The sequence below is a fragment of the Streptomyces sp. HPF1205 genome (genome assembly GCF_020400825.1).
Lineage (GTDB): Bacteria > Actinomycetota > Actinomycetes > Streptomycetales > Streptomycetaceae > Actinacidiphila.
The window spans coordinates 112,430-135,802 of record NZ_JAINVH010000006.1; the positions used below are offsets into that span (position 1 = coordinate 112,430).

Annotated in this window: 19 protein-coding genes; 6 read left to right on the plus strand and 13 right to left on the minus strand. The window is 74.5% G+C overall.

Annotated elements, in window-relative coordinates; genetic code table 11:
* Positions 1-15: 15 nt before the first annotated feature.
* The 9 genes from K7G61_RS09205 to K7G61_RS09245 form a co-directional block, all read right to left on the minus strand.
* On the minus strand, positions 16-6,399 hold the full coding sequence (locus K7G61_RS09205) for a type I polyketide synthase (protein ID WP_225846210.1): 6,384 nt from the start codon (positions 6,397-6,399) through the stop codon (positions 16-18).
* 214 nt (positions 6,400-6,613) lie between these two features.
* Entirely contained in the window at positions 6,614-7,510 is an 897-nt protein-coding gene (gene fabD / locus K7G61_RS09210; RefSeq protein WP_225846211.1) for an ACP S-malonyltransferase, read from the minus strand.
* A complete protein-coding gene (locus K7G61_RS09215) occupies positions 7,507-8,502 on the minus strand; it encodes an aldo/keto reductase (protein ID WP_225846212.1) in 996 nt (331 codons plus the stop codon). Before K7G61_RS09215 ends, fabD begins: the two co-directional genes overlap by 4 nt.
* A 5-nt stretch (positions 8,503-8,507) precedes the next feature.
* The gene (locus K7G61_RS09220; RefSeq protein WP_225846213.1) at positions 8,508-10,169 is read right to left on the minus strand and encodes an FAD-dependent monooxygenase; all 1,662 of its coding nucleotides are present in this window, start codon (positions 10,167-10,169) and stop codon (positions 8,508-8,510) included.
* Between the two features lie 171 nt (positions 10,170-10,340).
* Positions 10,341-11,576 (minus strand): beta-ketoacyl synthase, encoded by a 1,236-nt coding sequence (locus tag K7G61_RS09225; protein WP_225846214.1) that lies wholly within the window; start codon positions 11,574-11,576, stop codon positions 10,341-10,343.
* Entirely contained in the window at positions 11,573-11,845 is a 273-nt protein-coding gene (locus tag K7G61_RS09230) for an acyl carrier protein (RefSeq protein WP_225846215.1), read from the minus strand. The genes K7G61_RS09225 and K7G61_RS09230 overlap by 4 nt, the downstream gene beginning before the upstream one ends.
* A gap of 95 nt (positions 11,846-11,940) precedes the next feature.
* Positions 11,941-12,609, minus strand: a complete 669-nt coding sequence (locus tag K7G61_RS09235; protein ID WP_225846216.1) for an HAD family phosphatase — start codon at positions 12,607-12,609, stop codon at positions 11,941-11,943.
* A complete protein-coding gene (locus K7G61_RS09240) occupies positions 12,606-13,640 on the minus strand; it encodes a ScbA/BarX family gamma-butyrolactone biosynthesis protein (RefSeq protein ID WP_225846217.1) in 1,035 nt (344 codons plus the stop codon). Before K7G61_RS09240 ends, K7G61_RS09235 begins: the two co-directional genes overlap by 4 nt.
* 536 nt (positions 13,641-14,176) lie before the next feature.
* Positions 14,177-14,707: a hypothetical protein gene (locus tag K7G61_RS09245; protein ID WP_225846218.1), complete on the minus strand. Its 531-nt coding sequence runs from the start codon at positions 14,705-14,707 to the stop codon at positions 14,177-14,179.
* Positions 14,708-15,032: 325 nt separating this feature from the next.
* Here K7G61_RS09245 and K7G61_RS09250 point away from each other — a divergent pair, with 325 nt between their 5' ends.
* A complete protein-coding gene (locus tag K7G61_RS09250; RefSeq protein ID WP_069464762.1) occupies positions 15,033-15,200 on the plus strand; it encodes a DUF3117 domain-containing protein in 168 nt (55 codons plus the stop codon).
* A 60-nt stretch (positions 15,201-15,260) separates the two neighbouring features.
* Here the strand turns inward: K7G61_RS09250 and K7G61_RS09255 are convergent, their stop codons facing one another.
* Positions 15,261-15,929, minus strand: coding sequence for an O-methyltransferase (locus K7G61_RS09255; RefSeq protein WP_225846219.1), 669 nt, complete (start codon positions 15,927-15,929; stop codon positions 15,261-15,263).
* A 192-nt stretch (positions 15,930-16,121) separates the two neighbouring features.
* On the opposite strand from K7G61_RS09255, the gene sigE reads away from it, so the two are divergent.
* The 4 genes from sigE to K7G61_RS09275 all read left to right on the plus strand — a co-directional run bounded on the left by sigE (position 16,122) and on the right by K7G61_RS09275 (position 19,129).
* The gene (gene sigE, locus K7G61_RS09260; protein ID WP_225846220.1) at positions 16,122-16,907 is read left to right on the plus strand and encodes an RNA polymerase sigma factor SigE; all 786 of its coding nucleotides are present in this window, start codon (positions 16,122-16,124) and stop codon (positions 16,905-16,907) included.
* Entirely contained in the window at positions 16,904-17,722 is an 819-nt protein-coding gene (locus K7G61_RS09265; RefSeq protein WP_225846221.1) for an anti-sigma factor, read from the plus strand. Before sigE ends, K7G61_RS09265 begins: the two co-directional genes overlap by 4 nt.
* 155 nt (positions 17,723-17,877) lie before the next feature.
* Positions 17,878-18,360: a sec-independent translocase gene (locus K7G61_RS09270; RefSeq protein WP_225846222.1), complete on the plus strand. Its 483-nt coding sequence runs from the start codon at positions 17,878-17,880 to the stop codon at positions 18,358-18,360.
* Positions 18,361-18,514: 154 nt separating this feature from the next.
* Complete coding sequence (locus K7G61_RS09275; RefSeq protein ID WP_225846223.1) at positions 18,515-19,129, plus strand: hypothetical protein; 615 nt, start codon at positions 18,515-18,517, stop codon at positions 19,127-19,129.
* A gap of 80 nt (positions 19,130-19,209) precedes the next feature.
* Here the strand turns inward: K7G61_RS09275 and K7G61_RS09280 are convergent, their stop codons facing one another.
* Genes K7G61_RS09280 through K7G61_RS09290 form a run of 3 tightly spaced genes read right to left on the minus strand, consistent with a single transcriptional unit; the run spans position 19,210 to position 22,308 of the window.
* On the minus strand, positions 19,210-20,367 hold the full coding sequence (locus tag K7G61_RS09280) for an Mrp/NBP35 family ATP-binding protein (protein WP_225846224.1): 1,158 nt from the start codon (positions 20,365-20,367) through the stop codon (positions 19,210-19,212).
* 32 nt (positions 20,368-20,399) lie between these two features.
* The gene (locus tag K7G61_RS09285) at positions 20,400-20,975 is read right to left on the minus strand and encodes a DUF1003 domain-containing protein (RefSeq protein ID WP_225846225.1); all 576 of its coding nucleotides are present in this window, start codon (positions 20,973-20,975) and stop codon (positions 20,400-20,402) included.
* Entirely contained in the window at positions 20,965-22,308 is a 1,344-nt protein-coding gene (locus tag K7G61_RS09290; protein WP_225846226.1) for a magnesium transporter MgtE N-terminal domain-containing protein, read from the minus strand. Before K7G61_RS09290 ends, K7G61_RS09285 begins: the two co-directional genes overlap by 11 nt.
* A gap of 339 nt (positions 22,309-22,647) precedes the next feature.
* Here K7G61_RS09290 and K7G61_RS09295 point away from each other — a divergent pair, with 339 nt between their 5' ends.
* A complete protein-coding gene (locus K7G61_RS09295; protein ID WP_225846227.1) occupies positions 22,648-23,370 on the plus strand; it encodes a hypothetical protein in 723 nt (240 codons plus the stop codon).
* Positions 23,371-23,373: the final 3 nt, after the last annotated feature.

Here is a 23,373-nt window from a genome sequence, read left to right on the forward strand (position 1 = left end):
CTCGTCGTGGTGCCGTCAGGCGGGTACGGCGGCGGGCTCCGGCTCGCCCGCCGGGTCCGGGAACAGCCGCTCGGCCAGGGCGCCGGCCAGCGCGCGGACGTTTCCGTACGTCCACAGCAGCGTCGGGGAGAGCTTCAGCCCGAACGCGGACTCCAGGCGGTTGCGCAGCTCCAGGCCCATCAGCGAGTCCAGGCCGAGGGACTTGAACGGGCTCTGCCGGTCGATCGATCCCGGGTCCAGCCGCAGCACCCGGCCGGCCAGCTCCCGTACCCGGGTCTCCAGCAGGGCGGCCCGCTCCTCGGGGTCGGCGGCCAGCAGTCCGGCCAGCAGCTCGTTGCCCTCGGCGGCGCCGCCCTCCCGCCCGGCGGAGGCGCGCAGCACGCTCCAGCTCGGCAGGCCCGCGGTGTCCGGGTACGAGTCGAACCACTGCCGCAGGTCGAGGCGGACGTGGCCGACCACCTCGCGGTCGCCGGCGAGGTAGGCATCCAGCGCCTGCCACGCCTCCCGCGCGGTGAAGCCGCCCATGCCGCGCTCCTCCAGCCGGGCCCCGCGGTTGCCCTCCGCGGCGGCCAGGCCGATGTCGCTGAACGGGCCCCACTGCACGCTCAAGCCGGGCAGCCCCTGGCGGCGGCGGGCCACCGCGAGGGCGTCGAGGTAGGAGTTCGCGGCGGCGTAGGCGGCCTGCCCGGCGTTGCCGATCAGACCGGCCGCGGAGGAGAACAGCACGAAGCAGTCCAGCGGGTCCTCCCGGGTCGCCGCGTCCAGCAGCCTGGCGCCGTCCACCTTGGGCGCGAGCACCCGGGCCACCTGCTCGGGCCGCACGCCCGCGATGGTGGCGTCGTCGAGCAGGCCGGCGGCGTGCACCACCCCGCGCAGCGGCGGCAGTTCGGCCCTGATCCGGTCCAGCGCGGGCAGCAGCGCCGCCTCGTCGGAGACGTCCACCCGGTACGTCTCCACCCGCGTGCCGGCCGCGCGCAGCCGCTCGATCCTCTCCAGCGCCTCCGGCTTCGGGGCGCCGCGGCCGAGCAGCGCCAGCGCGCCCGCGCCCCGGCCGGCGAGGTGCTCGGCCAGGGACAGGCCGAGCGCGCCCAGGCCACCGGTGATCAGGTAGGTCCCGTCCGCCCGGAACGCGCCGCCGGCCAGCGGTTCCGGCGCGGTGGGCGGGGCGCTCGCGGGATCGGCGAGCAGCACGAACTTGCCGATGTGGTCGCCGTGCGACATCGCCCGCAGCGCCTCGGCCGCCTCCGCCACGGGGTACGCGGTGGCCGGCAGCGGAGTGAAGTCGCCGCTGTCCACGTGCCGCCACACGTCGGCCAGCAGCCGGGCGAACCGCTCGGGCCGGCGCACCATGATCGCGATGAGGTCCACCGAGGAGACGCTGATGCCCTTCTTGAAGGCGTCCAGGCCGATCGGGCGGCCCCCGTAGATGTCCTTCTTGCCGACCTCCACGAACCGGCCGCCGTCCGCCAGGACGTCCAGGCCGCGCGAGATGGCCGCGCCGGTCAGCGAGTTGAGGACCACGTCCACGCCCCGGCCGCCGGTGGCGCGCAGCACGTCGTCGGCCCAGTCCAGGCTTCGGGAGCCGAAGACGTCGGTGACGCCGAGACGGGCGAGGTACGCGCGCTTGGCCGGGCTGCCCGCGGTGGCGATCACCCGCGCGCCCACGAGCTGCGCGATCTGCACCGCGGCCAGGCCCAGGCCGCCCGCGGCGGAGTGGATCAGCACCGTCTCACCGGCCTCCAGGCGGGCCAGGTGGACCAGCGCGTGCCAGGCGGTGGCGAGCACCGTCGGCAGCGTGACGGCCTGCTCGTCGGCGAGGTGGGCCGGTATCGTCCGCGCGTGGTCGGCGCGGACCGTCAGGTGCGAGGCGATCGCGGGCATGCCGCACGCCACCACACGGTCGCCGACGGCCAGGCCCGCCACGTCCGGGCCGACGGCGGTGACCGTGCCCGCGCACTCGATGCCGAGCAGGTGGCCACCGTACGGGTCGGGGTAGGTGCCCATCGCCTTCATCACGTCGAGGAAGTTCAGGGCGGTCGCGCCGACCTCCACCTCGATCTCGCCGGCCCCGGGCGCCCGGCGGCGCAGGGCGCGGAAGGCCAGCCCCTCCCACAGGCCGGGCCGGTCGGGGGACAGCCGGTAGGCCCGCTCGGGGCGCCGCCACACCGGCCGCCCGGCGTCGTCGGGCACGGCGTCCGCGGCCGAGTCGGCGACCAGGCGGCCGACCAGGCGGCGGCCGGGCCGCACGGCGACCTGGTCCTCGTCGCCGCCGGCGGCGAGTTCGGCGGCGGCGAGCGCGGCCCAGTCCTCCCCGGACGCGTCACCGTCGGACCTGTCAGCAGCGGACCCGTGACCGGCGGATTCTGCGCCCCCGGCGCCCCCGGCCCCCTCGGCCCGGGCCCCCTCGACCTCCCGCGGCACGTCCAGCAGCAGCGGCCGGAACTCGGGGTGCTCGCGGCGAAGGACGCGGCCGAAGCCCCAGTACAGCGCGGCTCCCGGGTCGGGGACGCCGGTCGCGGTGGCGGCCTGGGCGTCCGTGGTGACCACCGCGATCCGCGGCGCCACCGTCAACGCGGCGCAGGCCCGTACGAGTTCGGCGAGCGCGACCAGACCGGCCCGCTGGGCGGACAGGCCGTCGGCGGCGGTGGGGGCGAGGAAGGCGACCGCGAGCGGCCGGTCGGACGGCGCCTGCGCCGCCCAGGTCCGCAGGGCGGCCGGGCCGGCGAGGGCGCCGGCCTCCGCGCCGGCCGCGGCGAGCGCGGCGGTCAGGCGGTCCGCGCCGGGCGTACGGCCGCCCGCGCCGAGCACCGCCCAGTGGGCGGCCGGGGCCGCGGCGGCGTCCGCCTCGCCGGCCGGCGTCTCCTCGCGCGGCTGCTCGGTGAAGCGCAGCCGGTAGCCGTCGTGGGCCGGGCGCGCCGCGGACCGCTCCGTCAGCGGCTCCAGCACCAGGCCGGCCATGGTGACCAGCGGGCGCCGCTCGGCGTCGTAGAGCAGCACGTCGAAGCGGGTCGCGTCATGGCGCACCGCGTGCGACCACACCCTGGTGACCGGCTCGGCGAGGTCCTGGTGCACCACGATCCGGGCCACCGAGCGCGGCACCACCGTACGGCCCTCGTCGGCCAGCGCCAGCGACACCTGCAAGGCGGCGTCCCACAGCGCCGGGTGCAGCCCCCGGGGACGGGCCCCGGCCAGGCAGCGCTCGGGCAGCTCGATCCCGCCCAGCGCCTCGCCCGCGGTCGTGTCGGTGAACAGGGACGTGACGCCCTGGAACGAGGGCCCGTAGTGCAGGCCGCGCGCGTCGCAGGCCGCGTAGAACTCCGCGCCGGGCAGTGGCTCGCCGGCCGCCAGGGACTCCGGGAACCGCGCTGCCGGCACCGTCCCGCTCACGTGCAGGACGCGGGCGGTGGCGTGGGCCGTCCAGGCCGTGGCGTCGGGCGCCAGCGAGGACAGCGTGAAGCTGCCGCCGCCGGCGATGTCCTCGCGCCAGCGCGTGGACAGCCGGACCGGCTCGTCGGAGAAGGTGAGGTTGGCGCTGAACCGCACGTCGCGCAGCTCGCCCGGCACCGCGCCGGTCCTGGCCACCGCGGTGGCCAGCGCCAGCGACAGCATGCCGGTGCCGGGCAGCACGACCGCCTCGTGCACCTTGTGGTCGCGCAGCCAGGGCGTGTCGTCCGGCCCGAGCTCCTGGACGTCCTCCCACAGGTCCTGCTCGCCGACCGCCGGGGTGAGGGTGACGGCGAGGTCGCCGCGCCGCTCCGAACGGCGCCTGGCCTCCACCCAGTACCGATCGCGCTGCCAGGGGTAGCCGGGCAGCGGCACGACGGCGTCGGGCAGCGTGCCGAACGGTTCGAGGCCGGCCACGTACGCGCGGGCGAAGGAGACCGCGACGTCCCTCGGGGTGGCCTCCTTGCGGCGCAGCGTGGGCAGCACCCGGGGCGGGTCGTCGTGACGCGCCGCCAGCTCCTCCACCGCGGGCACCAGGATCGGGTGCGGGCTGATCTCCACGACGTGGGTGACGCCCTCGTCGAACAGCCGGGAGACGGCGTCGGCGAACATCACCGGGCGGCGCAGGTTCTCCGCCCAGTACTCGGTGTCCATCTCCGGGCCGGCCAGCGTGGCCAGCCGGACCGTGGACATCAGCGGCACCCGGCCCTCGCGCGGCTCCACCGGCGCCAGCGCGGCCAGCAGGTCCTCGCGCAGGTCGTCCATCTGCGGGCTGTGCGAGGCGTAGTCCACGTTCACCAGCCGGCAGAAGGTGCCCTCGGCGTCGAGGAGTTCCTTCAGCACCAGCACCGCGTCCTCGTCGCCGGACAGCACGCACGAGCGCGGCCCGTTGTTGACCGCGAGCGAGACGGAGTCCTCGAAGCCCTCCAGCGCCGTCTTGACCCCGTCCAGGTCGAGGTCGACGGCGAGCATCCGGCCGCGCCCGGAGGCCCGGCGGACGATCTGGCTGCGCCGGGCCACCGTCAGGGCGGCGTCCTCGTACGACAGGATCCCGGCGACCGTCGCGGCGCTGACCTCGCCCTGGCTGTGGCCGACCACCACGTCCGGCTCGATCCCGGCCGCCCGCCACATCTCGGCGAGGGCCACGGTCACCGCCCACAGCGTGGGCTGCACCATGTCCACCCGCTCCAGCCAGCCGTCCCCGGCCGCGCCGGTGACGACGTCGACGAGGTCCCAGTCGGTGTACGGGGCCAGGGCGGCGGCGCAGCGGTCGACGACGCCGGCGAAGACCGGGTCGGCCGCGTACAGGTCACGGCCCATCAGGGCCCACTGCGAGCCCTGGCCGGGGAAGACGAAGGCGGTCCTGCCGGCCGGGCGGGCGCGGCCCGTGATCAGGCCGGGCAGTTCGCGGCCGGGGTCGGCGGCGAACGCGGCCAGCGCCTCGGCGGCGCCCGCCGGGTCGGCGGCGGCCAGCGCGACCCGGCTCGCGAAGTGGTCGCGGCGCCGGCCGAGGGCGCCGGCCAGCTCCGCGAGCGGGGCCGGCGGCTCGGCCAGTACGCCGGCGAGGGCCGCGGCCCGGCGGGACAGGGCCGCCTCGCTCTGCGCGGACAGCGCGAGCACGACCGGCCCGCCCTCGGCGGACGGCGGCGCGGCGGGCGCCCCGGCCGCGGGCCGGGGCGGGCTCATCACCACGACGTGCGCGTTGGTGCCGCCCCAGCCGAAGGAGTTGACGCCCATGTAGAGCGGCTCGTCACCGGGCAGCTCCAGCGGCTCGCGCACCACCCGCAGCCGCAGCTCGTCGAAGGGGATCTCCGGGTTGAGCTCCTCGGAGTGCAGCGACGGCGGCACCACGCGGTGGCGCAGCGCGAGCAGCACCTTGAACAGGCCGGCGAGTCCGGCGGCCGGCTCCAGGTGCCCGATGTTGGTCTTGACCGAGCCGATCGGCAGCGGCCCGAGCCCGGGGGAGCGCAGCGACGCCACGGCCGCGCCGATCGCGCCGGCCTCGATCGGGTCGCCGCGCCCGGTGCCGGTGCCGTGCGCCTCGACGTACGCGAGCTTGTCCACGGGTACGGCCGGGCCGCCGTACACCTGCCGCAGCAGGTCGAGCTGGCCGTCGGGGTTGGGGGTGACGAGGGACTCGCCGCCGCCGTCGTTGTTGACGGCGGTGTCCACGACCACGCCGTGGATCCGGTCGCCGTCGGCCAGGGCCCGGTCGAGCCGTTTGAGGTAGACCACGGCGACGCCCTCGCCGCGGACGAAGCCGTCGGCGGAGGCGGAGAAGGCGTGGCAGCGCCCGGTCGGGGACAGCCCGCCGAAGTGGGTCAGGCCGATCGACATGTCGGGCGCCATGATCAGGTTGACACCCCCGACCACCGCGCCGGAGATCTCCCCGGCCCGCAGCGCCCGCCCGGCCAGGTGCAGCGCGACCAGCGAGGACGAGCAGCCGGTCTCGACCGTCAGGCTGGGGCCGGTCAGGCCGAGGAAGTACGAGACGCGGGCGGCGATCACGTCCACCGCGTTGCCGAACGCGGTGTGCTGCGTGTGGCCGGCGCCGCGCTCCTTGCGCAGCGTCTCGTAGTCGTGCCAGGAGGTGCCGACGTAGACGCCGGTACGGGTGCCGCGCAGGTCGGACGCGCGGACCCCGGCGTCCTCCAGGGCCCGCCAGGTGCCCTCCAGCATCAGCCGCTGCTGCGGGTCCATGGCCTGCGCCTCGCGCGGCGAGATGCCGAAGAAGGTCGCGTCGAAGTCCTGGACGCCGTCGAGGAAGCCGCCCACCGCCTGGACCGTGAACTCGGGGTCGAGCTGCGCGGTGGCGTCCCAGCGGTCCGGCGGCACGGGGCCGATGGCGTCCGCCCTGTCCATCAGCAGGCGCCAGAACTGTTCGGTGTCGGGGGCCGAGGGGAAGCGTCCTGCCATCCCCACGATGGCGATGAGCTGGGCGGGATCGTGCGTCACGTAGGTCTCCCCAGAAGAGGTGCGGATGCGCGGGGCAGGGTGTGCCCGGGGCAGGGTCGTGGGCGGGGCCAGGTGATGAGCGGGGCCGGGCGGTACGTGGGGCCGGGCGGGGCGGTGCGCGGTGCGGTGCGCAGGGTCCGCGGCGGCGGCGGGGCCGAGGCACCGGCGTGCCCCCGGTCCTCACCGGCCGCCGCCGCGGGCCGGGCGTGCGGTGTCAGGCGCTGAGCGCCGGGGGCCTGGCGCGGCGGATCCGGTCGACCATGCCGGTGAGGGTCCTGCCGGGGCCGAGCTCGACGAACTCCGCCTCGCGGCCCGCCGCCTCGGCCTCGTCCAGCAGCAGGCCCACGGTGTCCTCCCACAGCACCGTCCGCTGGATCTGGTCGACCAGGGCGTCGGGGATGCGGCCGGGCTCGTGCGGGCGCGCGGTGACGTTGGCGATCACCGGCAGGCTGGGCGGCGCCAGGTCGAACAGCGGCAGGAAGCGGCTGAACCGGTCGGCGGCCCGGCGCATGTAGCGGGAGTGGAACGGCCCGCTGACGTTGAGCCGGACACAGCGGATCCCCTCGTCGAAGGCCGCCTCCACGAGCCGGTCGAGCGCGTCGGCCGGCCCGGCGACCGCGACCTGCCCGGGCGCGTTGCGCAGCGCGATGTCGAGCTCGGTCAGCTCCAGCCGGTCCAGCAACTGCCGTACCTGCTCCAGGTCCAGGCCCAGCAGCGCGGCCATCGAACCGGACGGGCCGCGGGCCATCACCCGGCCCCGCCGCTGGACCAGCCGCAGTCCCGTGGCGAAGTCGAAGACGCCCGCGGCGAACAGCGCCGGGTACTCGCCGAGGCTGTGCCCCGCGACCCGGTCCGGCTCGGGGCCGCCGTCGTCGCGGTAGGCCAGCAGCGACAGCGCCTCCACGACGTACAGCGCCGGTTGCGCGTACTCGGTGCGCAGCAGGATGTTGCCGGGGTTGTCGCGGCACACCTCGGCGACCGGCCAGCCGAGGACGTCGTCGGCCTCGGCGACAAGGGCGGGGTAGCGGTCGAACAGCTCCGCGCCCATCCCGGTGGCCTGCGCGCCCTGGCCGGGGAAGAGGAGGACGCGCAGGGGGGCCGGCGCGGTCACTTCTCCACCGCGTTCAGCATCGGCGCGTGGAAGCGCGGCCCCTCGAAGGCGCCCTCGGGCGCGACGGCGTCCACCGCGGCGAGCACGTCCGGGCTCAGCGCGAGCCGGGCCGCGCCGACGTTCTCCTCCAGCTGGGCGCGGTTCATGGCGCCCTGGATCGGCACGGCCCCCTTGGCCATGGTCCAGGCCAGGGCGAGCTGCGACAGCGAGCAGCCGGCGCCGTCCGCGACCTCGGCCAGCTTGTCGACCAGCGCCACGTTGGACTCCAGCACCTCGCCGGAGAAGCGCGGCAGGATGCTGCGCACGTCGTCGGAGCCGAAGTCGGCCTCGCGGACGGTGCCGGTGAGCAGCCCGCGGCTGAGCGGCCCCCAGGCGACGAAGCCGATGCCCAGCTCCTCGCAGACCGGCAGCAGCTTGTGCTCCGGCTCGCGGGTGGCCAGTGAGAACTCCGACTGCAGCGCGGTCATGGGATGGGTGGCGTGCGCCCTGCGCAGCGTGCCCTCGGCGGCCTCCGAGATGCCCAGGTACCGCACCTTGCCCGCGGCGACCAGCTCCGACATCGCGCCGATGGACTCCTCGACCGGCACGTCGGGGTCCACCCGGTGCAGGTAGTACAGGTCCACGTGGTCGGTGCCGAGCCGGGTCAGGCTCTCGTCGATGGCGTGCCGGATGTGCGCGGGGCTGCCGTCGATGCGGACGTTGTCGGGCGTGCGGATCAGACCGCACTTGGTGGCCAGCGTCACCGCGTCGCGGTCCGTCCCGGCCAGCGCCTTGCCGACGATCCGCTCGCTGCGCCCGCCGCCGTACATGTAGGCGGTGTCGATGAAGTCGATGCCCAGCTCCAGGGCCCGGTGGATGGTCGCCACCGACTCCTCCTCGTCGGAGGGGCCGTAGAACTCGGCCATGCCCATGGTGCCCAGGCCCAGCACCGGCACCTGGAGGTCCTTGCCGAGCCACACCCGGGGCGGGGCGGTGGTGTTGGTGTCCGTCATCGTGGTCAGGCCTCCAGTGCCGGGGTGGGTACGGGAGCGGGGACGGCCGCGGGCGCCGGTACGCGGGGCAGGGCGGGCGCGGTCAGGGCGGCCAGGCGGGAGCGCAGCCGGGAGGCGGCGACCGCGTCGGCCGGTTCCGCGGCGGCGGCGATGATCCCGTCCGGGCGGATCAGCACCAGGGCCCGCGGCGGGGCGCCCAGCGCCTTGCGCAGGTGGCCGGTGATGTCGTCCACCACGCCGCCGGAGGTGTCCGGGCGGGCCGGGCCGGTCGCGATCAGGACGGTCTCCAGCCGGGACAGCCCCTCGCCGAGGTCCAGGGCGGCCAGCTCGGCGCGCGGGTCGGGGCCGCTGACCAGCAGCACGTGGTGCCCGGCGCGGAACAGGTCGTGCAGGTGCCGGTCCCGGTCCAGCGGCACGTCGGGGATGCGCAGGCCGGGCCGCAGCCCGCGCGCGGACGGACCGGCGGCGGGCAGCGCCGTCCCGGCCCAGCGGGAGACGCCGGCCGACGGCCCCTCGACCGGGAGCACCAGGTCGAGCTGGGACAGCCGGCGCGGCAGGAAGCGCTCGATCAGGCCGCTGCGCAGCCCCAGGTCGATGGCCACGTCCCGGACCTGGCGCTGCCAGCCCTTGAGCATCCACACCTGCGTCTGCATGTCGGTCTCGGCGATCACGTGCTTGGCCACGAACAGCCGCTCCGCCTCCCAGTCGTCCAGCTCCGACTCGGGCAGGGTGCCCTGCAGCACCCCGGCCAGCCGCCAGGCCAGCGAATGGGCGTCCTCCACACCGGTGTTGAGGCCGAGGCCGCCGGCCGGGCTGTGGATGTGGGCGGCGTCGCCGGCCAGCAGCAGGCGGCCGGAGCGCATCCGCTGGGCCATCCGGCGGTGGATCTGGAAGGTGCCGCTGCCCGTGGCGCGGACCTGTTCCAGCTTGAGCGGCGAGTGCTCGGCGACGATCTTCCGCACGGTCGCCTCGACGTCGTCCACCGGCTGCCCCGGCGGCACGCTGCAGAACACCCGGTACAGCCCGTCGGGCAGGCCCAGGACGACGATGACGCCGGTGGGGCCCATCAGGTAGTACGACTCGTCGTGCTTGTAGTCGGTGTCGTACTCGCCGTCGACCAGGATGAACGTCTGCGGGTACGTGGCCCCTTCGAAGGGGACGCCGCTCTGCGCCCGCACCGTGCTGTGGGCGCCGTCCGCGCCGACCACGTAGGAGGCGCGGACCGCCTTGCCGTTGTCGAGGGTGGCGAGCACCCCGTCCTCGTCCTGCTCCAGCGTGGCGAGCCTGCTGCCGAACTCGATGCGGCCGCCGCGGCTCTCCACCGCCTCCCGCAGCAGCCTCTCGGTGGAGGTCTGCGGCAGCGAGACGGCGACCGGGAAGCGGGTGCCGGACAGCGGCCGCATGGCGAGCCGGCCCAGGAACTGGCCGCCGGTGTAGTAGCTGGAGGCCATCACCTTGACCCCGAGGTCGTACATCTTCTCGCCCACCCCGAGGGCGGCGAGCGCCTCCAGGGCCCGCGGCCACAGGATGACCGCCTTGGAGTGCGGGTTGGCCCGCTCGGCCTGGTCGATCACCCGGACCCGGACGCCCCGCTGAAGCAGTCCGGCGGCCAGGGTCAGCCCGGTCGGCCCGGCGCCGACGACCAGGACTTCTGCTTCGTCTGCCACAACTCACCTCATGGTTTCGTCTCGTCCCGTGCGCGTACGGCGGCGCCGTCCGCGCACGGCCTCGGTACGTGCCGCGCGTGCTGTGCTGTGCTGTGCGCGTTGTGCTGTGTGCGTGCTGCCGTGCTGTGCGGTCCGGCCGTGCCGGTCGTGCTGTCGCGTTCGGTACGCCGGTCAGGGGCGGGCGAAGGCGACCACCGCGTTCTGGCCGCCGAAGCCGAAGGAGTGGGTCATCACGGCGTCCAGCGGGACCTTGCGCGCCTCCCCGGTCACCACGTCGATGTCCAGTTCCGGGTCGAGGCGTTCGAGGTTGGCGGTCGGCGGCACCAGGCCCTCCTCCAGGGCGAGGACGGAGTACACCGCCTCCAGCGCCCCGGCCGCGCCCAGCGCGTGCCCGACCACGCCCTTGGTGGAGGTCACCACCGGGGTGCCGTAGATCCGGCTGATCGTCCTGCCCTCGGTGAGGTCGTTGAGCGGGGTGGACGAGCCGTGGGCGTTGACGTGGCCGATGTCGGACGGGCGCAGGTCGGCGTCGTCCAGCGCCATCGTGACGGCCCGTTCGATGCCCGTGCCGTCCGGGTCGGGGGCGGACAGGTGGTAGCCGTCGGCCGAGGCGCCGTAGCCGGCGACCAGGGCCCGGGCCCGCGCGCCGCGCGCCCTGCAGTCCGCGGCCCGCTCCAGGACCAGCACGGCGGCGCCCTCGGCGGGCACCATGCCGTCGCGGTCCGCGTCGAAGGGGCGGCTGGCGCCGGCCGGGTCGTGCAGCCGGGTGGACATCGCGCCCATCTGGTACAGGCTGCCGAGCGACATCTTGGTCAGCGGCGCCTCGGAGCCGCCGGCCAGCACCACGTCGCACAGCCCCGAGCGCAGGAGCTGGCGGCCGGTGCCGATGGCGGTGGGGCCGGCCGCGCAGGCCGTGGTGACCACCATGTTGGGCCCGTAGGCCCCCAGCACGATCGACAGGTACCCGGCGAGCAGGCCCATCGGCGCGGTGATGCCGAACAGCGGCGAGATCCACTCCGGGCCGTCCTCGGCGTACCGGAAGTACTCCGCCTCGTAGGAGGTGGCGCCGCCCGAGGAGGTGCCCATCACGATGCCCACCCGGGCGCCGTCCCACGCCGCCGGGTCGAGCCCGGCGTCGGCGACGGCCTCACGGGCCGCGACCACCGCGAGCTGCGTGGTCCGGTCGGTGCGCCGCACCTCGGGGGCGCCCAGCACGGCCACCGGGTCGAAGTCCGGGACCCGGCAGGACAGCGGCGCCGGCAGGTCCGGCATGCGCGGGTCGACGGCCGAGGTGGGCACCCCGGAGCAGACCCGCTCCCAGTTCACCGCGACACCCGAGCCGGCCGCCGAGATCGCGCCGATGCCGCTGACGACGACGTCGTCGCGTTCGTGGTGGTGGCGGATCACGCGTCCTGGCCTTCCGCCTCGGCCAGCTTCTTCTCGGTCAGGGCGGCGATGTCGGCGACGGTGAAGTCCACCCGCACCTCGCCGGCCACGAAGGCCACCCCGTACTTCTTCTTGATGGCCAGGCTCAGCTCGACGCCGCCGAGCGAGTCGATGCCCAGGGTCTTCAGGTCCACCGCCGGGGACAGGTCCTCGGCGGGCACGTGGAAGCGGGTGCGCAGGGTGTCGATGACGAACTGCTCCAGGTCGGTGGTGCCCTGGCCGTCGCTCATGGTCGGTCCTCTCGGTCGGATTCGCGGGGTCGTCGGGGTGGTGCGGTCGTGCGGTCGTCCGGTGGTGCGGTCGTTCGGTGGCGCGGGCCGGGGGATCAGACCCCCAGCGGGTCGAGGTCCAGCAGGGCGGCGACCTCGGCGATGGCCTGGGCGGGGTCGGTGAAGCGGACCGCGCGCCAGCCGGCCGCCACGGCCCCCTCGCAGTTGACCGGCATGTCGTCCACGAGCAGGCACTCCCCGGGCGTGGCACCGGCGGCTTCGGCGGCGATCTCGAAGATCCGGCGCATCGGCTTGCGGGCGCCGGCCCGGTGGGAGACGACCACCTGCTCGAACAGCCCCTCGGGCGGCACCATCCGCCGCCAGTACGGGTCCCAGCCCGGCGGCATGTTGGACAGCATCCCGACGAACAGGCCGTGCGCCTTGAGCCGGCGCAGCCAGTCCAGCCACTCCTGGACGACGGGCCGGTCGGCGAACCAGACGGCGCCGAAGTCGCGGAGGTCCGCGGTCACGCCGAAGTCCTCGGCGAGCACCCGCTCGACCTGCGCGGCCCACTCCTTCTCGGTGACCAGCGGGGTGTCCAGCGGCTCCATGGCGTCCTCGGTGCCGTAGCGGGCGGTCACCTTCATGACGGCCTTCCGCAGCATCTCGGGGGCGACCTGGACGTGCGCGCAGAACGCCCTGGTGGACTCGTCCCCCGAGGGGGTCAGCACACCGCCGAAGTCCGTCCACACCGCCCGCACCGGGCGCGGCTCGGCGGCGCTCACCGGGTCACCGCCGTGGCGGTGGCGGCGGCCGGTTCCTCGACCCGCAGCGCGAACCGGGCCACCGTCTCGCCGCCCTGGGTGAGCGTCACCTCGACACCGCGGGCCCCGCCGGAGCCGCCGGGCGCGTCCCGCCCGTCCGGGTTCGCGGTGATCTCGACGGGGGAGTCGAGTTCGGCGAACCGCGTGAACTCGGCGGTCATCCCCGTCACCGCGGCCGCCGGCGTACGGTCCGGCCGCCCCGCCCCGTCCGCCCCGTCCGCCCCGGCCGCCACCGCCAGCTTGGCGGCCTGAGCGGCGGCCTCGATCAGCGCCATGCCGGGGAAGTGGTCCAGGGGATGGTCGAAGATGGTGGGGTGCGTGCCGGCGACGCCGAGCCGGGCCGCGATGCCCTCGGGGGTGCGCCGGGCGTCGGTGAGCAGCACGTTGCGCGGATCGGTGCGGCCGACCATGGCGGGCGGGACCGGCAGGCCGCGCACCGGGCCGAGCCCTGAGGACAGCGGCACCGCGTCCGTACGGCCGCCCAGGCGCAGGAACTCGTACTCCTCGGCGGTCAGGTAGCGGCCCTCGCCGGTGATCCGCCCGATCGGCTCGCCGTTCAGCGTGAGGTCCAGCACGGCCCGCAGGGTGCGCAGTTCGCCGCCGCGCCGGTCGGCCTCGGTGCGGGCCAGCATGGTCAGCTCGCCCGGCCGGTCGCCGACCCGCGGCGCCCCCGGCCCGTCCAGCCGCGCGGACATCGACGCCATGAGGAACTTCCATTCGGCGGGCACGCCGTACCTGACGTGCGCCACGTACGTACTCGCCTGCCGGGCGCATTCGGTGAGCAGCGTCAGGTCGTACCCGGCGGCCCTGCCGGCGTCGCCGGGGAATTCGGGGACATCGAGGAAGTACGCGTGGGAGATCGGCAACTGGGCGGCGATCAAGTGCGTCTCCGCGTCCACGGCGGCCAGATCCGTGATGAATACCTCGCTCACCGCGTACCGGTGGACGAGGGAGCGGTCCACCGTGCGCCTGAAACCCAAGTCGGTCGTCATCGGATCCTCGGTTGTGTTTCCGGGATGTTTCCGGATCGCCTTCACCAGAAGCCGCTTCCGGACCCCCTCTCGGCGGGGAGCGTCCCGACGTTAACCGGGGGGCAGTCACAGTCGCGTCCTCCGAACGTCACACCGGCGTCAAAAGCGGAATCCGCCCGCCGAATCCCCGGTATTCCCGGCGGAAAACGACCGGGGGCCGCACCCGGAAAACCCGGGTGCGGCCCCCGTGAAGAGCCGGCGGAACGGTTGCGAATCCGCCGGCGGAAGGGCTGGTGAAGGGATGATGACGGGTCGGCGAAAGGCCCGGCGAGAGGGTCGGTGAAAGGATTGGCGAGAGGTTCGCGAGAGGTTCGCGAGAGGTTCGCGAGAGGATTGACGAAAGGGTCCGTGAAAGAGTCGGTGAGAGGGCCGGTGAAAGGGCCGGCGAAAGCCTTACGGGCGGCCGGTGCGCGAGCCGGCGGACCCGTGGGGAAGCGGCTTTCCCGGCGGCTTCGGCGTCCCCAGCGGCCACCGAAGCCGCCGGGGACGGCGGTGAGTCAGCCGCAGAGCCTGATGGTGACCGAGTCCTCGGTGGCCGTGGTCTTCGTGTTGGAGACCGTGCCGGTCTTTCCGGCGTAGCCGCCGCTGGTGCCGATGCCGGTGATGGTGGTCGTCCGGCCGGCGTTGGCGGCGACGGTGTCGATGACGCCGACCGACTCGACGTTCCCGCCGGGCAGGGCGAAGGTGGCGTCGTACGTGGCCATCAGGTGGCCGGTGGACGGGTCGGTGTACGCGATGTACGCCGACCCGTCGCGGGTGCCGATCACGTTGCCGGCCGCGTCCAGGATGTTGTCGTGGAACTTCGCGGAGTCGCCGACGCTGGGCCCGGCCGGAGCCGCGTCCGAGTAGTCGAAGACGAGCTGGACCGAGGTGACGGTCAGGCTGTCGCAGGCGTGCGTGGTGGTGGCCGTCGCGGCGCCGGCCGGGGCGGCCGTCCCTATGCCGACGGCCGCCAGGGCCGCCACGGCGACCCCTCCGACCAGGGCTTTCTTCCCCCGTCGGTCCAGCTGAACGGTGTTCTTGCGCATCACATGTCCTCCGAGTTCCCCCGCGGCTCTTCCTGGCGCGGTGCGTGCTCCGCATCCTGTGCGAGCCGCCTAGCGGCGCCCTAAGCGATCCCTTGCCGAGCCGCCGGACGGCCGGTGGGAAGCGCGGGAAGCCCCCCGTCCTCGCCCGCGGCTGTCCGGATTGTCCCCCGTCGGCGGGCGGGACTGATGACAGTGGATGCCGTCGTCATCGCCGCAGGTCAGAACATTGCGTTGGACGATGTTGGTCATCGGGTCGTGGGATGCGGGATAATGGCCGAGAACCAATGTGTTCGAGTCCGAGCTGGTTTCAGGAAGGGGAACGAGCATGGCGGCCATGAAGCCGCGGACGGGTGACGGCCCGCTCGAGGTGACCAAGGAGGGGCGGAGCATCATCATGCGCGTTCCGCTGGAGGGCGGCGGGCGGCTTGTCGTCGAGCTGACCCCTGACGAGGCGGATGCCCTCGGGGATGCGTTGAAGAAGGCCATCGCCTGAGACCAGCACCCACGGAATTCGTCGCGGCCACGTACTCGTGTACGTGGCCGCGCCTCGTTGTCAGCGCCCGCGCACCGCGCACAGCAGGCCGTCGTCCGTGGGCAGCAGGACGGGGGCGAGGTCCGGGCTGTCGCGCACCGCTCGCATGAGGTCGCGCAGGGCGAGGGCCTCGGCGTCCTGGTGGGCCGCGTTCAGCGCGCGGCCCTGGGCGAAGGCCCCCTCGAAGCAGACGACTCCGCCGGGCCGCAGCAGCCGCAGCGACTCCTGGAGGTAGTCCAGGTACTCCAGCCGGTCGGCGTCGCAGAAGACGAGGTCGTAGCCGCCGTCGGTGAGGCGGGGCAGCACGTCCAGGGCGCGGCCGCAGATGAAACGGGACCGGTTCGCGGCGAACCCGGCCTCCCGGTAGCCCTCCCGGGCGAGCTGCTGGCGGTCCGGCTCGGTGTCCACCGTGGTGAGCACCCCGTCCTGGCGCATCCCGTGCAGCAGGTGGATGCCCGACACCCCCGTACCGGTGCCGATCTCGACCACCGACTTCGCGTCCCCCGCGGCGGCGAGCAGCCGCAGCGCCGCCCCCGTACCCGGTGACACGGGGCGCAGACCGTGCGCGTGCGAGCGGTCGCGGGCACGTATGAGGGCGTCGTCCTCGGCGACGAAAGCGTCGGCGAACGCCCAGCCCGCCTGCCGGTTGCCGGTAATGGCCCTCTCCGCCCTCTCACGATCCGCCGTCACGGTCCGCGGCACTGGTCCGCGGCGGGCGCCCCACGACGGTGGCCCCCCGCCGGGCGACTGTATCCGCTGGGGCCGGGAACCCGCGGACGGGACCGCGCGTTGAGCTGGTGCAAGGAAAAAGGGGAGCGCGGGCCGTGGCCCCCTCCCGGATGGCAACAGCGCACTTATCCGGAGCTAACGGGCGAGGTGGATATGGTAGGGGCTCTACTGGAGACCACCAGAGCCGACAGGGGAGGTGCGGCTGCGGCCGGTGACCGGAAGGCGTTCCCTCGCTTTCGCAGGTCGGCCGGACAGCCGAAATCCGTGACCAACACCGCTGACGATTCCCTCCGCGCCGACGACTCCGCCGACGGGCACGCCGTGACCGGGACGGCCGGTTTCGCCGTCGGCGGAGACCCCCAGACGTGGACCCCTCCCTCCTGGGAGGAGATCGTCAGCACGCACAGTGCCCGGGTCTACCGGCTGGCGTACCGCCTGACCGGCAACCAGCACGACGCGGAGGACCTCACCCAGGAGGTCTTCGTGCGGGTCTTCCGTTCCCTGTCCACCTACACGCCCGGCACCTTCGAGGGCTGGCTGCACCGCATCACCACCAACCTCTTCCTGGACATGGTGCGGCGCCGCCAGCGCATCCGGTTCGACGCCCTCGGCGAGGACGCGGCGGAGCGGCTGCCCAGCCGCGAGCCGTCCCCCGCGCAGCACTTCAACGACACGCACTTCGACGCGGACGTCCAGCAGGCGCTGGACACCCTCGCCCCGGAATTCCGGGCCGCCGTGGTGCTGTGCGACATCGAAGGGCTGTCGTACGAGGAGATCGCCGCGACCCTGGGCGTCAAGCTGGGCACGGTGCGCAGCCGCATCCACCGCGGCCGCTCGCACCTGCGCAAGGCTCTGGAGCACCGGGCGCCCGGCGTCCGGCCGGCCCCCGCGCTCGCTGCCACCGCACCGGAACCTGGCCTGGAGGGCGGGAGAACGTGAGCAGCAGCGGCACAGGCGAGGACCGTTCCGCACCTGCCGAGCAGCACCTCGGCGACCGGCTGGCCGCCTTCGTCGACGGTGAGCTGACCGGCGACAGCAGGGACCGGGTCCTCGCCCACCTGGCGACATGTCCGCAGTGCAAGGCGGCCGCCGCGGAGCAGCGGCGGCTGAAGAGCGTGGTCGCGGCCTCGGAGCTGCCCGCCATATCGGCCGGGCTGCTGGCGAGGCTGCAAGGGCTGCCCGGCATGGACGGCGGCGACGGCTCGCCGCCGCGCGCCGGGCACGGACCCGACCGGCTCCCGGACCGGGTGACCGGCCGCGGCGGCGAGGACCGGCCCGCCCGGCGGCGCGGCCCGTTCGAACTGCTCGGCTCCGCCCCGGGCGCCGACGCGGGCCCCGGGCTCCTCGGCGCCGGCCGGCGCGGCGGCTTCTCGTACCTCACCCCGGCCCACGACCTGCTCGCCGACGCCGACTCCCCGGCCCGCGGCTTCCGGGTGCACGAGCCCTCGCGCGGGCGGCGGTTCGCCTTCGCGGCGGCCGGCGCCTTCTCCATGGCCGCGATCGCCCTGGGCAGCGCCCTCCCGATGGAGGCCGCGGTCGACGGCAGCGCCCGCCCGGACGACGGCCCGGCGGTGAGCCCGGTCAGCGCGAACTCGGTGTCCGACACGCGCGGCGTGGTCCCGCGCGGCGTGCTGGAGTCGACCCGGCGCCCGGCGGTGTCCACCCCGGCGACGGCTCCCCCGCCGGTGGTCTTCGCCGCCGCGGCGGCGGCCATCACGGTGCCGGTCCCCGGCAGTACGCACGTGCGGCACTGAGCGGAGCACGACGGCGGCCGGCCCGGCGGGACGGTGGCGGCCGAGGGCCCCGCGGCGGTGTGACGCGCGGTGCTCCCCGTGCCCTCGGGTACTCCCGGGGTTGAGCCGGGCGAGGTACCGTAACGTGAGCTGTGGACGTCCCAAGGAGCTGCAAGGTGTTCTTCGACATAGGCCCGCTTGAGCTGGTCGCGATCGTGGTCCTTGCCGTGCTCGTCTTCGGCCCGGACAAGCTGCCCAAGCTCATCCAGGACGTGATGGGCTTCATCCGCAAGGTGCGGGAGTTCTCCGACAGCGCGAAAGAGGACATCCGCCGTGAGCTCGGCCCGGAGTTCAAGGACTTCGAGTTCGAGGACCTGAACCCCAAGACGTTCATCCGCAAGAACCTGATGAGCGGCGAGGACGACGAGTACGGCCTGAAGGAGCTCAAGGAGATCGGCAGCACCTTCGACCTGCGCAAGGACATGGCCGAGGTCACCGACGCGGTGAACGGCGTGAAGCCCGCCACCGCCGCCGCCGGGACAGCGGCCGCCGGTGCCGCGAGCGCCTCCGGCGGCTCCTCCGCGACCCCCGACCGGCTGCGCAAGCCGGACCCGGCGGACCCCGGCGAGACACCGCCGTTCGACTCCGACGCCACCTGAGCACGCGCGTCAAGAGGTTCGTACTTTTTCACCCCATTGGGTGCGCTTTTTCCGTGTGTTCGACGTCACCCCACGCCGTTTCGGCCCACCAACCCAGCCGGGGTCGGGCAAGATGGCAAGTCGCCCAGGAGGGCATGGAGGAGGCGTGACCCAGATGGAGACGAAGACCGGCATGGCACAGGGCGCGGTCGACGGTTACTTGATGGCCGACTTCCCCTGGTACGGGCTCGACGAGGCGTTCACCGGGCGCCGCTGGCTCACCACGGTGGGGACGAACGCGAACGGCACCGTGGAGTACGGCTCGACCGGGCACGGCGACGAACCCACCCTCAAGGCCGACCCCGCCGACCCCGAGGCGCTGCGGTTCGCCGTCGTGGTGACGGTGGCCCACCGCCCGCTGCGGCAGAGCGCCGACGGCACCGGCGTCCTGGAGGCCACCTCGGTCTCCTCGGCGGCCTGGCTGGCCGGTTCCGGGCTGCTGTCGGCCACCTGGCCCACCCACATGGACCGCTCGCTGCGGCAGGACTGGATGGACCAGCAGACCGCCGCCGCCTGGGAGCTCGCGGACGACCTCGGCGGCCCCGGCTGGTCCACCCTCACCCTTCCGGTGGACGGCACGCCGACGCCCTTCCACTACCGGGAGTCGGAGTACGGCTGGGTGATGGCCGGTTCGGCGAACGGCGTGCACCTGGGGGCGTACGGGCGCGGCATGAGCGCCTACGGCCTCGCGCTCGCCGTGATCAAGGACATCACCGCGTACGCGGACTGAGACCGGGGCGGCGGGCGCGCGGCCCACCGCTCCGGCCGGGCCGCGCGCCCGCCGCCTCCCCCGTACGGCCCAGGGCGGGCTCAGAACTTGTTGCGCGGGGTGATGCCCAGCGACATCCCCGCGAGCCCGCGGGCGCGCCCGCCGAGCTTGCCCGCGATCGACCGCAGGGCGGCGCCGGCCGGCGACTCGGGGTCGGTCAGCGCCACGGGACGGCCCTCGTCGCCGCCCTCGCGCAGCCGCACGTCGATCGGGATGCGGCCGAGCACCGGCACGGTGGTGCCCGTCGTGCGCGACAGGCCCTCGGCGACCCGGTCGCCGCCGCCGGTGCCGAAGACGTCGACCAGCTCGCCGCAGTGCGGGCACGGCATGCCCGACATGTTCTCGACCACGCCGACGATCTTCTGGTGCGTCTGCACGGCGATCGACCCCGCCCGCTCGGCGACCTCGGCCGCCGCCTGCTGCGGGGTGGTCACGACCAGGATCTCGGCATTGGGCACGAGCTGCGCCACCGAGATCGCGATGTCGCCGGTGCCGGGCGGCAGGTCCATCAGCAGGACGTCCAGGTCGCCCCAGTACACGTCGGCGAGGAACTGCTGGAGCGCGCGGTGCAGCATCGGCCCGCGCCACACCACCGGGGCGTTGCCCGGGGTGAACATGCCGATGGAGATCACCTTCACGCCGTTCGCCGACGGCGGCATGATCATGTTCTCCACCTGGGTGGGCCGCCCGTCGGCGCCGAGCATGCGGGGCACGCTGTGCCCGTAGATGTCCGCGTCGACCACGCCGACCTTCAGGCCGTCCGCCGCCATGGCCGCGGCCAGGTTCACCGTCACCGACGACTTGCCGACGCCGCCCTTGCCGGAGGCGATCGCGTACACCCGGGTCAGCGAGCCCGGCCTGGCGAACGGGATCTCCCGCTCGGCCTGTCCGCCGCGCAGCGACGCGGCCAGCTCCCGGCGCTGCTCGTCGCTCATCACGTCCAGCTCGACCCGCACGGAGGTGACGCCCTCGACGCCGCTCACGGCCTCGGTGACCCGCGCGGTGATCGTGTCGCGCAGCGGGCAGCCGGAGACCGTCAGGTAGACGGCCACGGCGACCGCGCCGTCGTCGGCGATGTCCACGGACTTCACCATGCCCAGCTCGGTGATCGGCCGGTGGATCTCCGGGTCGTCGACCGTCGCGAGCGCGGAGCGCACGGCTTCCTCGGTCGGCGTCGGGCGGTACGTAGCGGTAGCCATACGACGATGGTACGGCGGCGCGACGGGCGCCTTCAGCGACCCCGCCCGTCGGGTTCGTCACGGCGCGCGGCCGGCCGGCCCGTGTACACCCGCCCGTCGATGTCCTTGAGCAGGTCCTGCAGCTCGGAGCGGATCCAGTCGCGGGTGGCGACCTCGCCCAGGTTGACCCGCAGCGCCGCGATCTCCCGGGTCAGGTACTCGGTGTCGGCGATGCTGCGCTCGTTCTGCTTGCGGTCCTGTTCGAGGTTGACCCGGTCCCGGTCGTCCTGCCGGTTCTGCGCCAGCAGGATCAGCGGCGCCGCGTACGACGCCTGCAGCGACAGCACCAGGGTCAGGAAGATGAACGGGTACGGGTCCCAGCGCAGGTCCGGCGGCGCGAAGATGTTCCACAGCAGCCACACCACGATGACGACCGTCATCCAGACGATGAACCGCCCGGTGCCCAGGAACCGCGCGAACCGCTCGGAGAACCGGCCGAAGGCCTCCGGGTCGTAGGCGGGCAGCAGCCGCGGGCGCGGTGCCCGCGGCTGGTCCAGCCGGGTCCGCGGCCGGGGCGCCGCGCCCGCCCCGGGCTGGCGGATCGCGCGCTCGCGCTCCTCACCGGCCATCGGCCGCCTCCGTCATCCGCGTCTGCCGCTCGCCCGCCGGGCCGCTCAGGTCGTTCTCCCGCCAGTCCTCGGGCAGCAGGTGGTCCAGCACGTCGTCCACGGTGACCGCGCCCAGCAGGGAGCCGCTCGCGTCCACCACGGGCGCGGAGATCATGTTGTACGCCGCCAGGAAGCTCGTCACGGCGGGAAGAGGGGTCTGGGGGTCCAGGGGTTGCAGGTCGGTGTCCACGATCGCGCCCAGCAGCGTGAACGGCGGGTCGCGCAGCAGCCGCTGGAAGTGCACCAGGCCCAGGTACTTGCCGGTCGGCGTCTCCTCCGGCGCCCGGCACACGTACACCTGCGCGGCCAGCGCGGGGGACAGGTCGGGGTTGCGGATCCGGGCGAGCGCGTCGGCGACGGTGGCGTCCGGCCGCAGGATGATCGGCTCGGTGGTCATCAGCCCGCCCGCCGTCCGCTCCTCGTACGACAGCAGCCGCCGCACGCCCGCGGCCTCCTGCGGCTGCATCAGCGTCAGCAGCCGCTCCTGCTCCTCGGCCGGCAGTTCGGCCAGCAGGTCGGCGGCGTCGTCGGGATCCATCGCCTCCAGCACGTCGGCGGCCCGCTCCTCCTTGAGCTTGCCGAGGATCTCCACCTGGTCGTCGTCCGGGAGCTCCTCCAGCACGTCGGCCAGCCGGTCGTCGTCCAGCACCGCGGCCACCTCGCCGCGCCGCTTCGGTGACAGGTGGTGCAGGACGTTCGCCAGGTCCGCGGGCCGCAGCTGCTCGAAGGTCGCCACCAGGCTGGCCGCGCCCTGGCTCTCCTCGGGCAGCCGGAAACCGGTCACCGCCGACCAGTCCACGGTCAGCGTCTCCCCCTTGCGGCGCAGCTTGCCGCCCCTGCCGCGCCGGACGAAGACCTTGTCGATCTCCCAGTCCCTGCGGGCCGGGAGCTGGACCATCGACACGTCGAGCACCGTGACCGGCTCGCCCTGCTCCTCCGCGCCGCCGCCCTCGCCCACGGCCTCCTCCGGCTCCCGCCGCACCAGCCGCACCCGGCGGTCCAGCAGTTCGGCCAGCACCAGCGTCTCGGTCGGGCGCTGCTCGAAGCGGCGCATGTTCAGCACACCCGTGGTGATCACCTGGCCGGACTCGACGCCGGTCACCCGCGTCATCGGCAGGAAGATGCGGCGCCGGCTCACCACCTCGACGACCAGCCCCAGGACACGCGGCGGGCGGCCGCCCACCCGCAGCATCACCACGACGTCGCGGACCCGGCCCACCTGGTCGCCGTTCGGGTCGAAGACGGCGATGCCCGACAGGTGGGAGACGAAGACCCGGGGGGCGCCAGCGACCATTCGGGCCTCCTGCTTCCAGCGGGTTCAGCGGCGTTCAGCGGCGTTCGGCGGGGTCGAGCGGGTCCGTCCCGGGGGAGGGGCTCGGCTCCCTCGGCTTCTCCTGCCCGGCATGCACCTGGCCCGCGCCTGGCTCCTGCCCGGCGTCCGCCCGGCTCCGGCAAGGGCGTGCCGTCCCCACCCGGTCCTTGCGCTCACCCTACCTCCGGCGGATCTTGTCCGCCCTCCGCCGGGGGTGGCAGGCTCGGGGACCGCCGCCCCCTCGGGGTCCTCCCGGCGGGCCGCGGCGCCGGCGGTACCGTAGCCTCGCCCGCCGTACCGCCACTTCCGCAGGAGGCGCCTGTGCGTTTCGCCGGCCGTTCGTCCGCCGCGACAGCGGGGGTGCTCGCCGCCGTGGGCCTGCTGAGCGGGTGCCTCGGGTTCGGGGGCGACCCCGACGCCGGTACGAACGGGGTGGGCAAACTGCCGCCCACGACCATCGAGGCGAGGGCGGTCGCCGCGGCGCGGACGGCCACCGCGGTCCACCTGGCCGGGACGGTGGTCAGCAACGGCCGCACGTACCGCCTGGACATGCGGCTGCGGGCCAACGGCGGGGTCGGCGAAGTGACCAGCCAGAGCTCGACGTTCCAGCTGCTGCGCGTCGACTCGGCGCTGTACCTGAAGGCGAACGCCGACTTCTACGCCTCCTCCGGCTCCAAGGACGCCTCCGCGGCCGCCGCCGAGCTCAGCGGGAAGTACGTGAAGGTCCCCCAGGGGGACCCGGCGTACGCCCAGTTCAGCGGTTTCACGGACAAGAAGGTCCTGCTGTCCGGCCTGTTCGTGCTCGACGGGGCGCCGAAGCTCGGCCCGCACCGCAAGGTGGACGGCGCCCGCACGGTCGCCGTCGACGGCGAGAAGGGCGGCTCGCTCGACATCGCCCTGAAGGGCACCCCTTACCCGCTGCGCTACCAGCGCGCGGGCGGCTCCGGCACGCTCATGCTGTCGGACTGGAACGACGACTTCTCGCTGGCCGCCCCCGGCCGCTCCGCCGTCGTCGACTACGGCAAGTCCCTCGGCCGCTCCTGACCG

Bases quoted from the DNA above. Each gene is read 5' to 3' on its own strand.
- K7G61_RS09215 (WP_225846212.1), bottom strand. From the start codon at position 8,502: ATGACGGACACCAACACCACCGCCCCGCCCCGGGTGTGGCTCGGCAAG.
- K7G61_RS09230 (WP_225846215.1), bottom strand. From the start codon at position 11,845: ATGAGCGACGGCCAGGGCACCACCGACCTGGAGCAGTTCGTCATCGAC.
- K7G61_RS09240 (WP_225846217.1), bottom strand. From the start codon at position 13,640: ATGACGACCGACTTGGGTTTCAGGCGCACGGTGGACCGCTCCCTCGTC.
- K7G61_RS09245 (WP_225846218.1), bottom strand. From the start codon at position 14,707: ATGCGCAAGAACACCGTTCAGCTGGACCGACGGGGGAAGAAAGCCCTG.
- K7G61_RS09250 (WP_069464762.1), top strand. From the start codon at position 15,033: ATGGCGGCCATGAAGCCGCGGACGGGTGACGGCCCGCTCGAGGTGACC.
- sigE (WP_225846220.1), top strand. From the start codon at position 16,122: ATGGTAGGGGCTCTACTGGAGACCACCAGAGCCGACAGGGGAGGTGCG.
- K7G61_RS09275 (WP_225846223.1), top strand. From the start codon at position 18,515: ATGGAGACGAAGACCGGCATGGCACAGGGCGCGGTCGACGGTTACTTG.
- K7G61_RS09280 (WP_225846224.1), bottom strand. From the start codon at position 20,367: ATGGCTACCGCTACGTACCGCCCGACGCCGACCGAGGAAGCCGTGCGC.
- K7G61_RS09285 (WP_225846225.1), bottom strand. From the start codon at position 20,975: ATGGCCGGTGAGGAGCGCGAGCGCGCGATCCGCCAGCCCGGGGCGGGC.
- K7G61_RS09290 (WP_225846226.1), bottom strand. From the start codon at position 22,308: ATGGTCGCTGGCGCCCCCCGGGTCTTCGTCTCCCACCTGTCGGGCATC.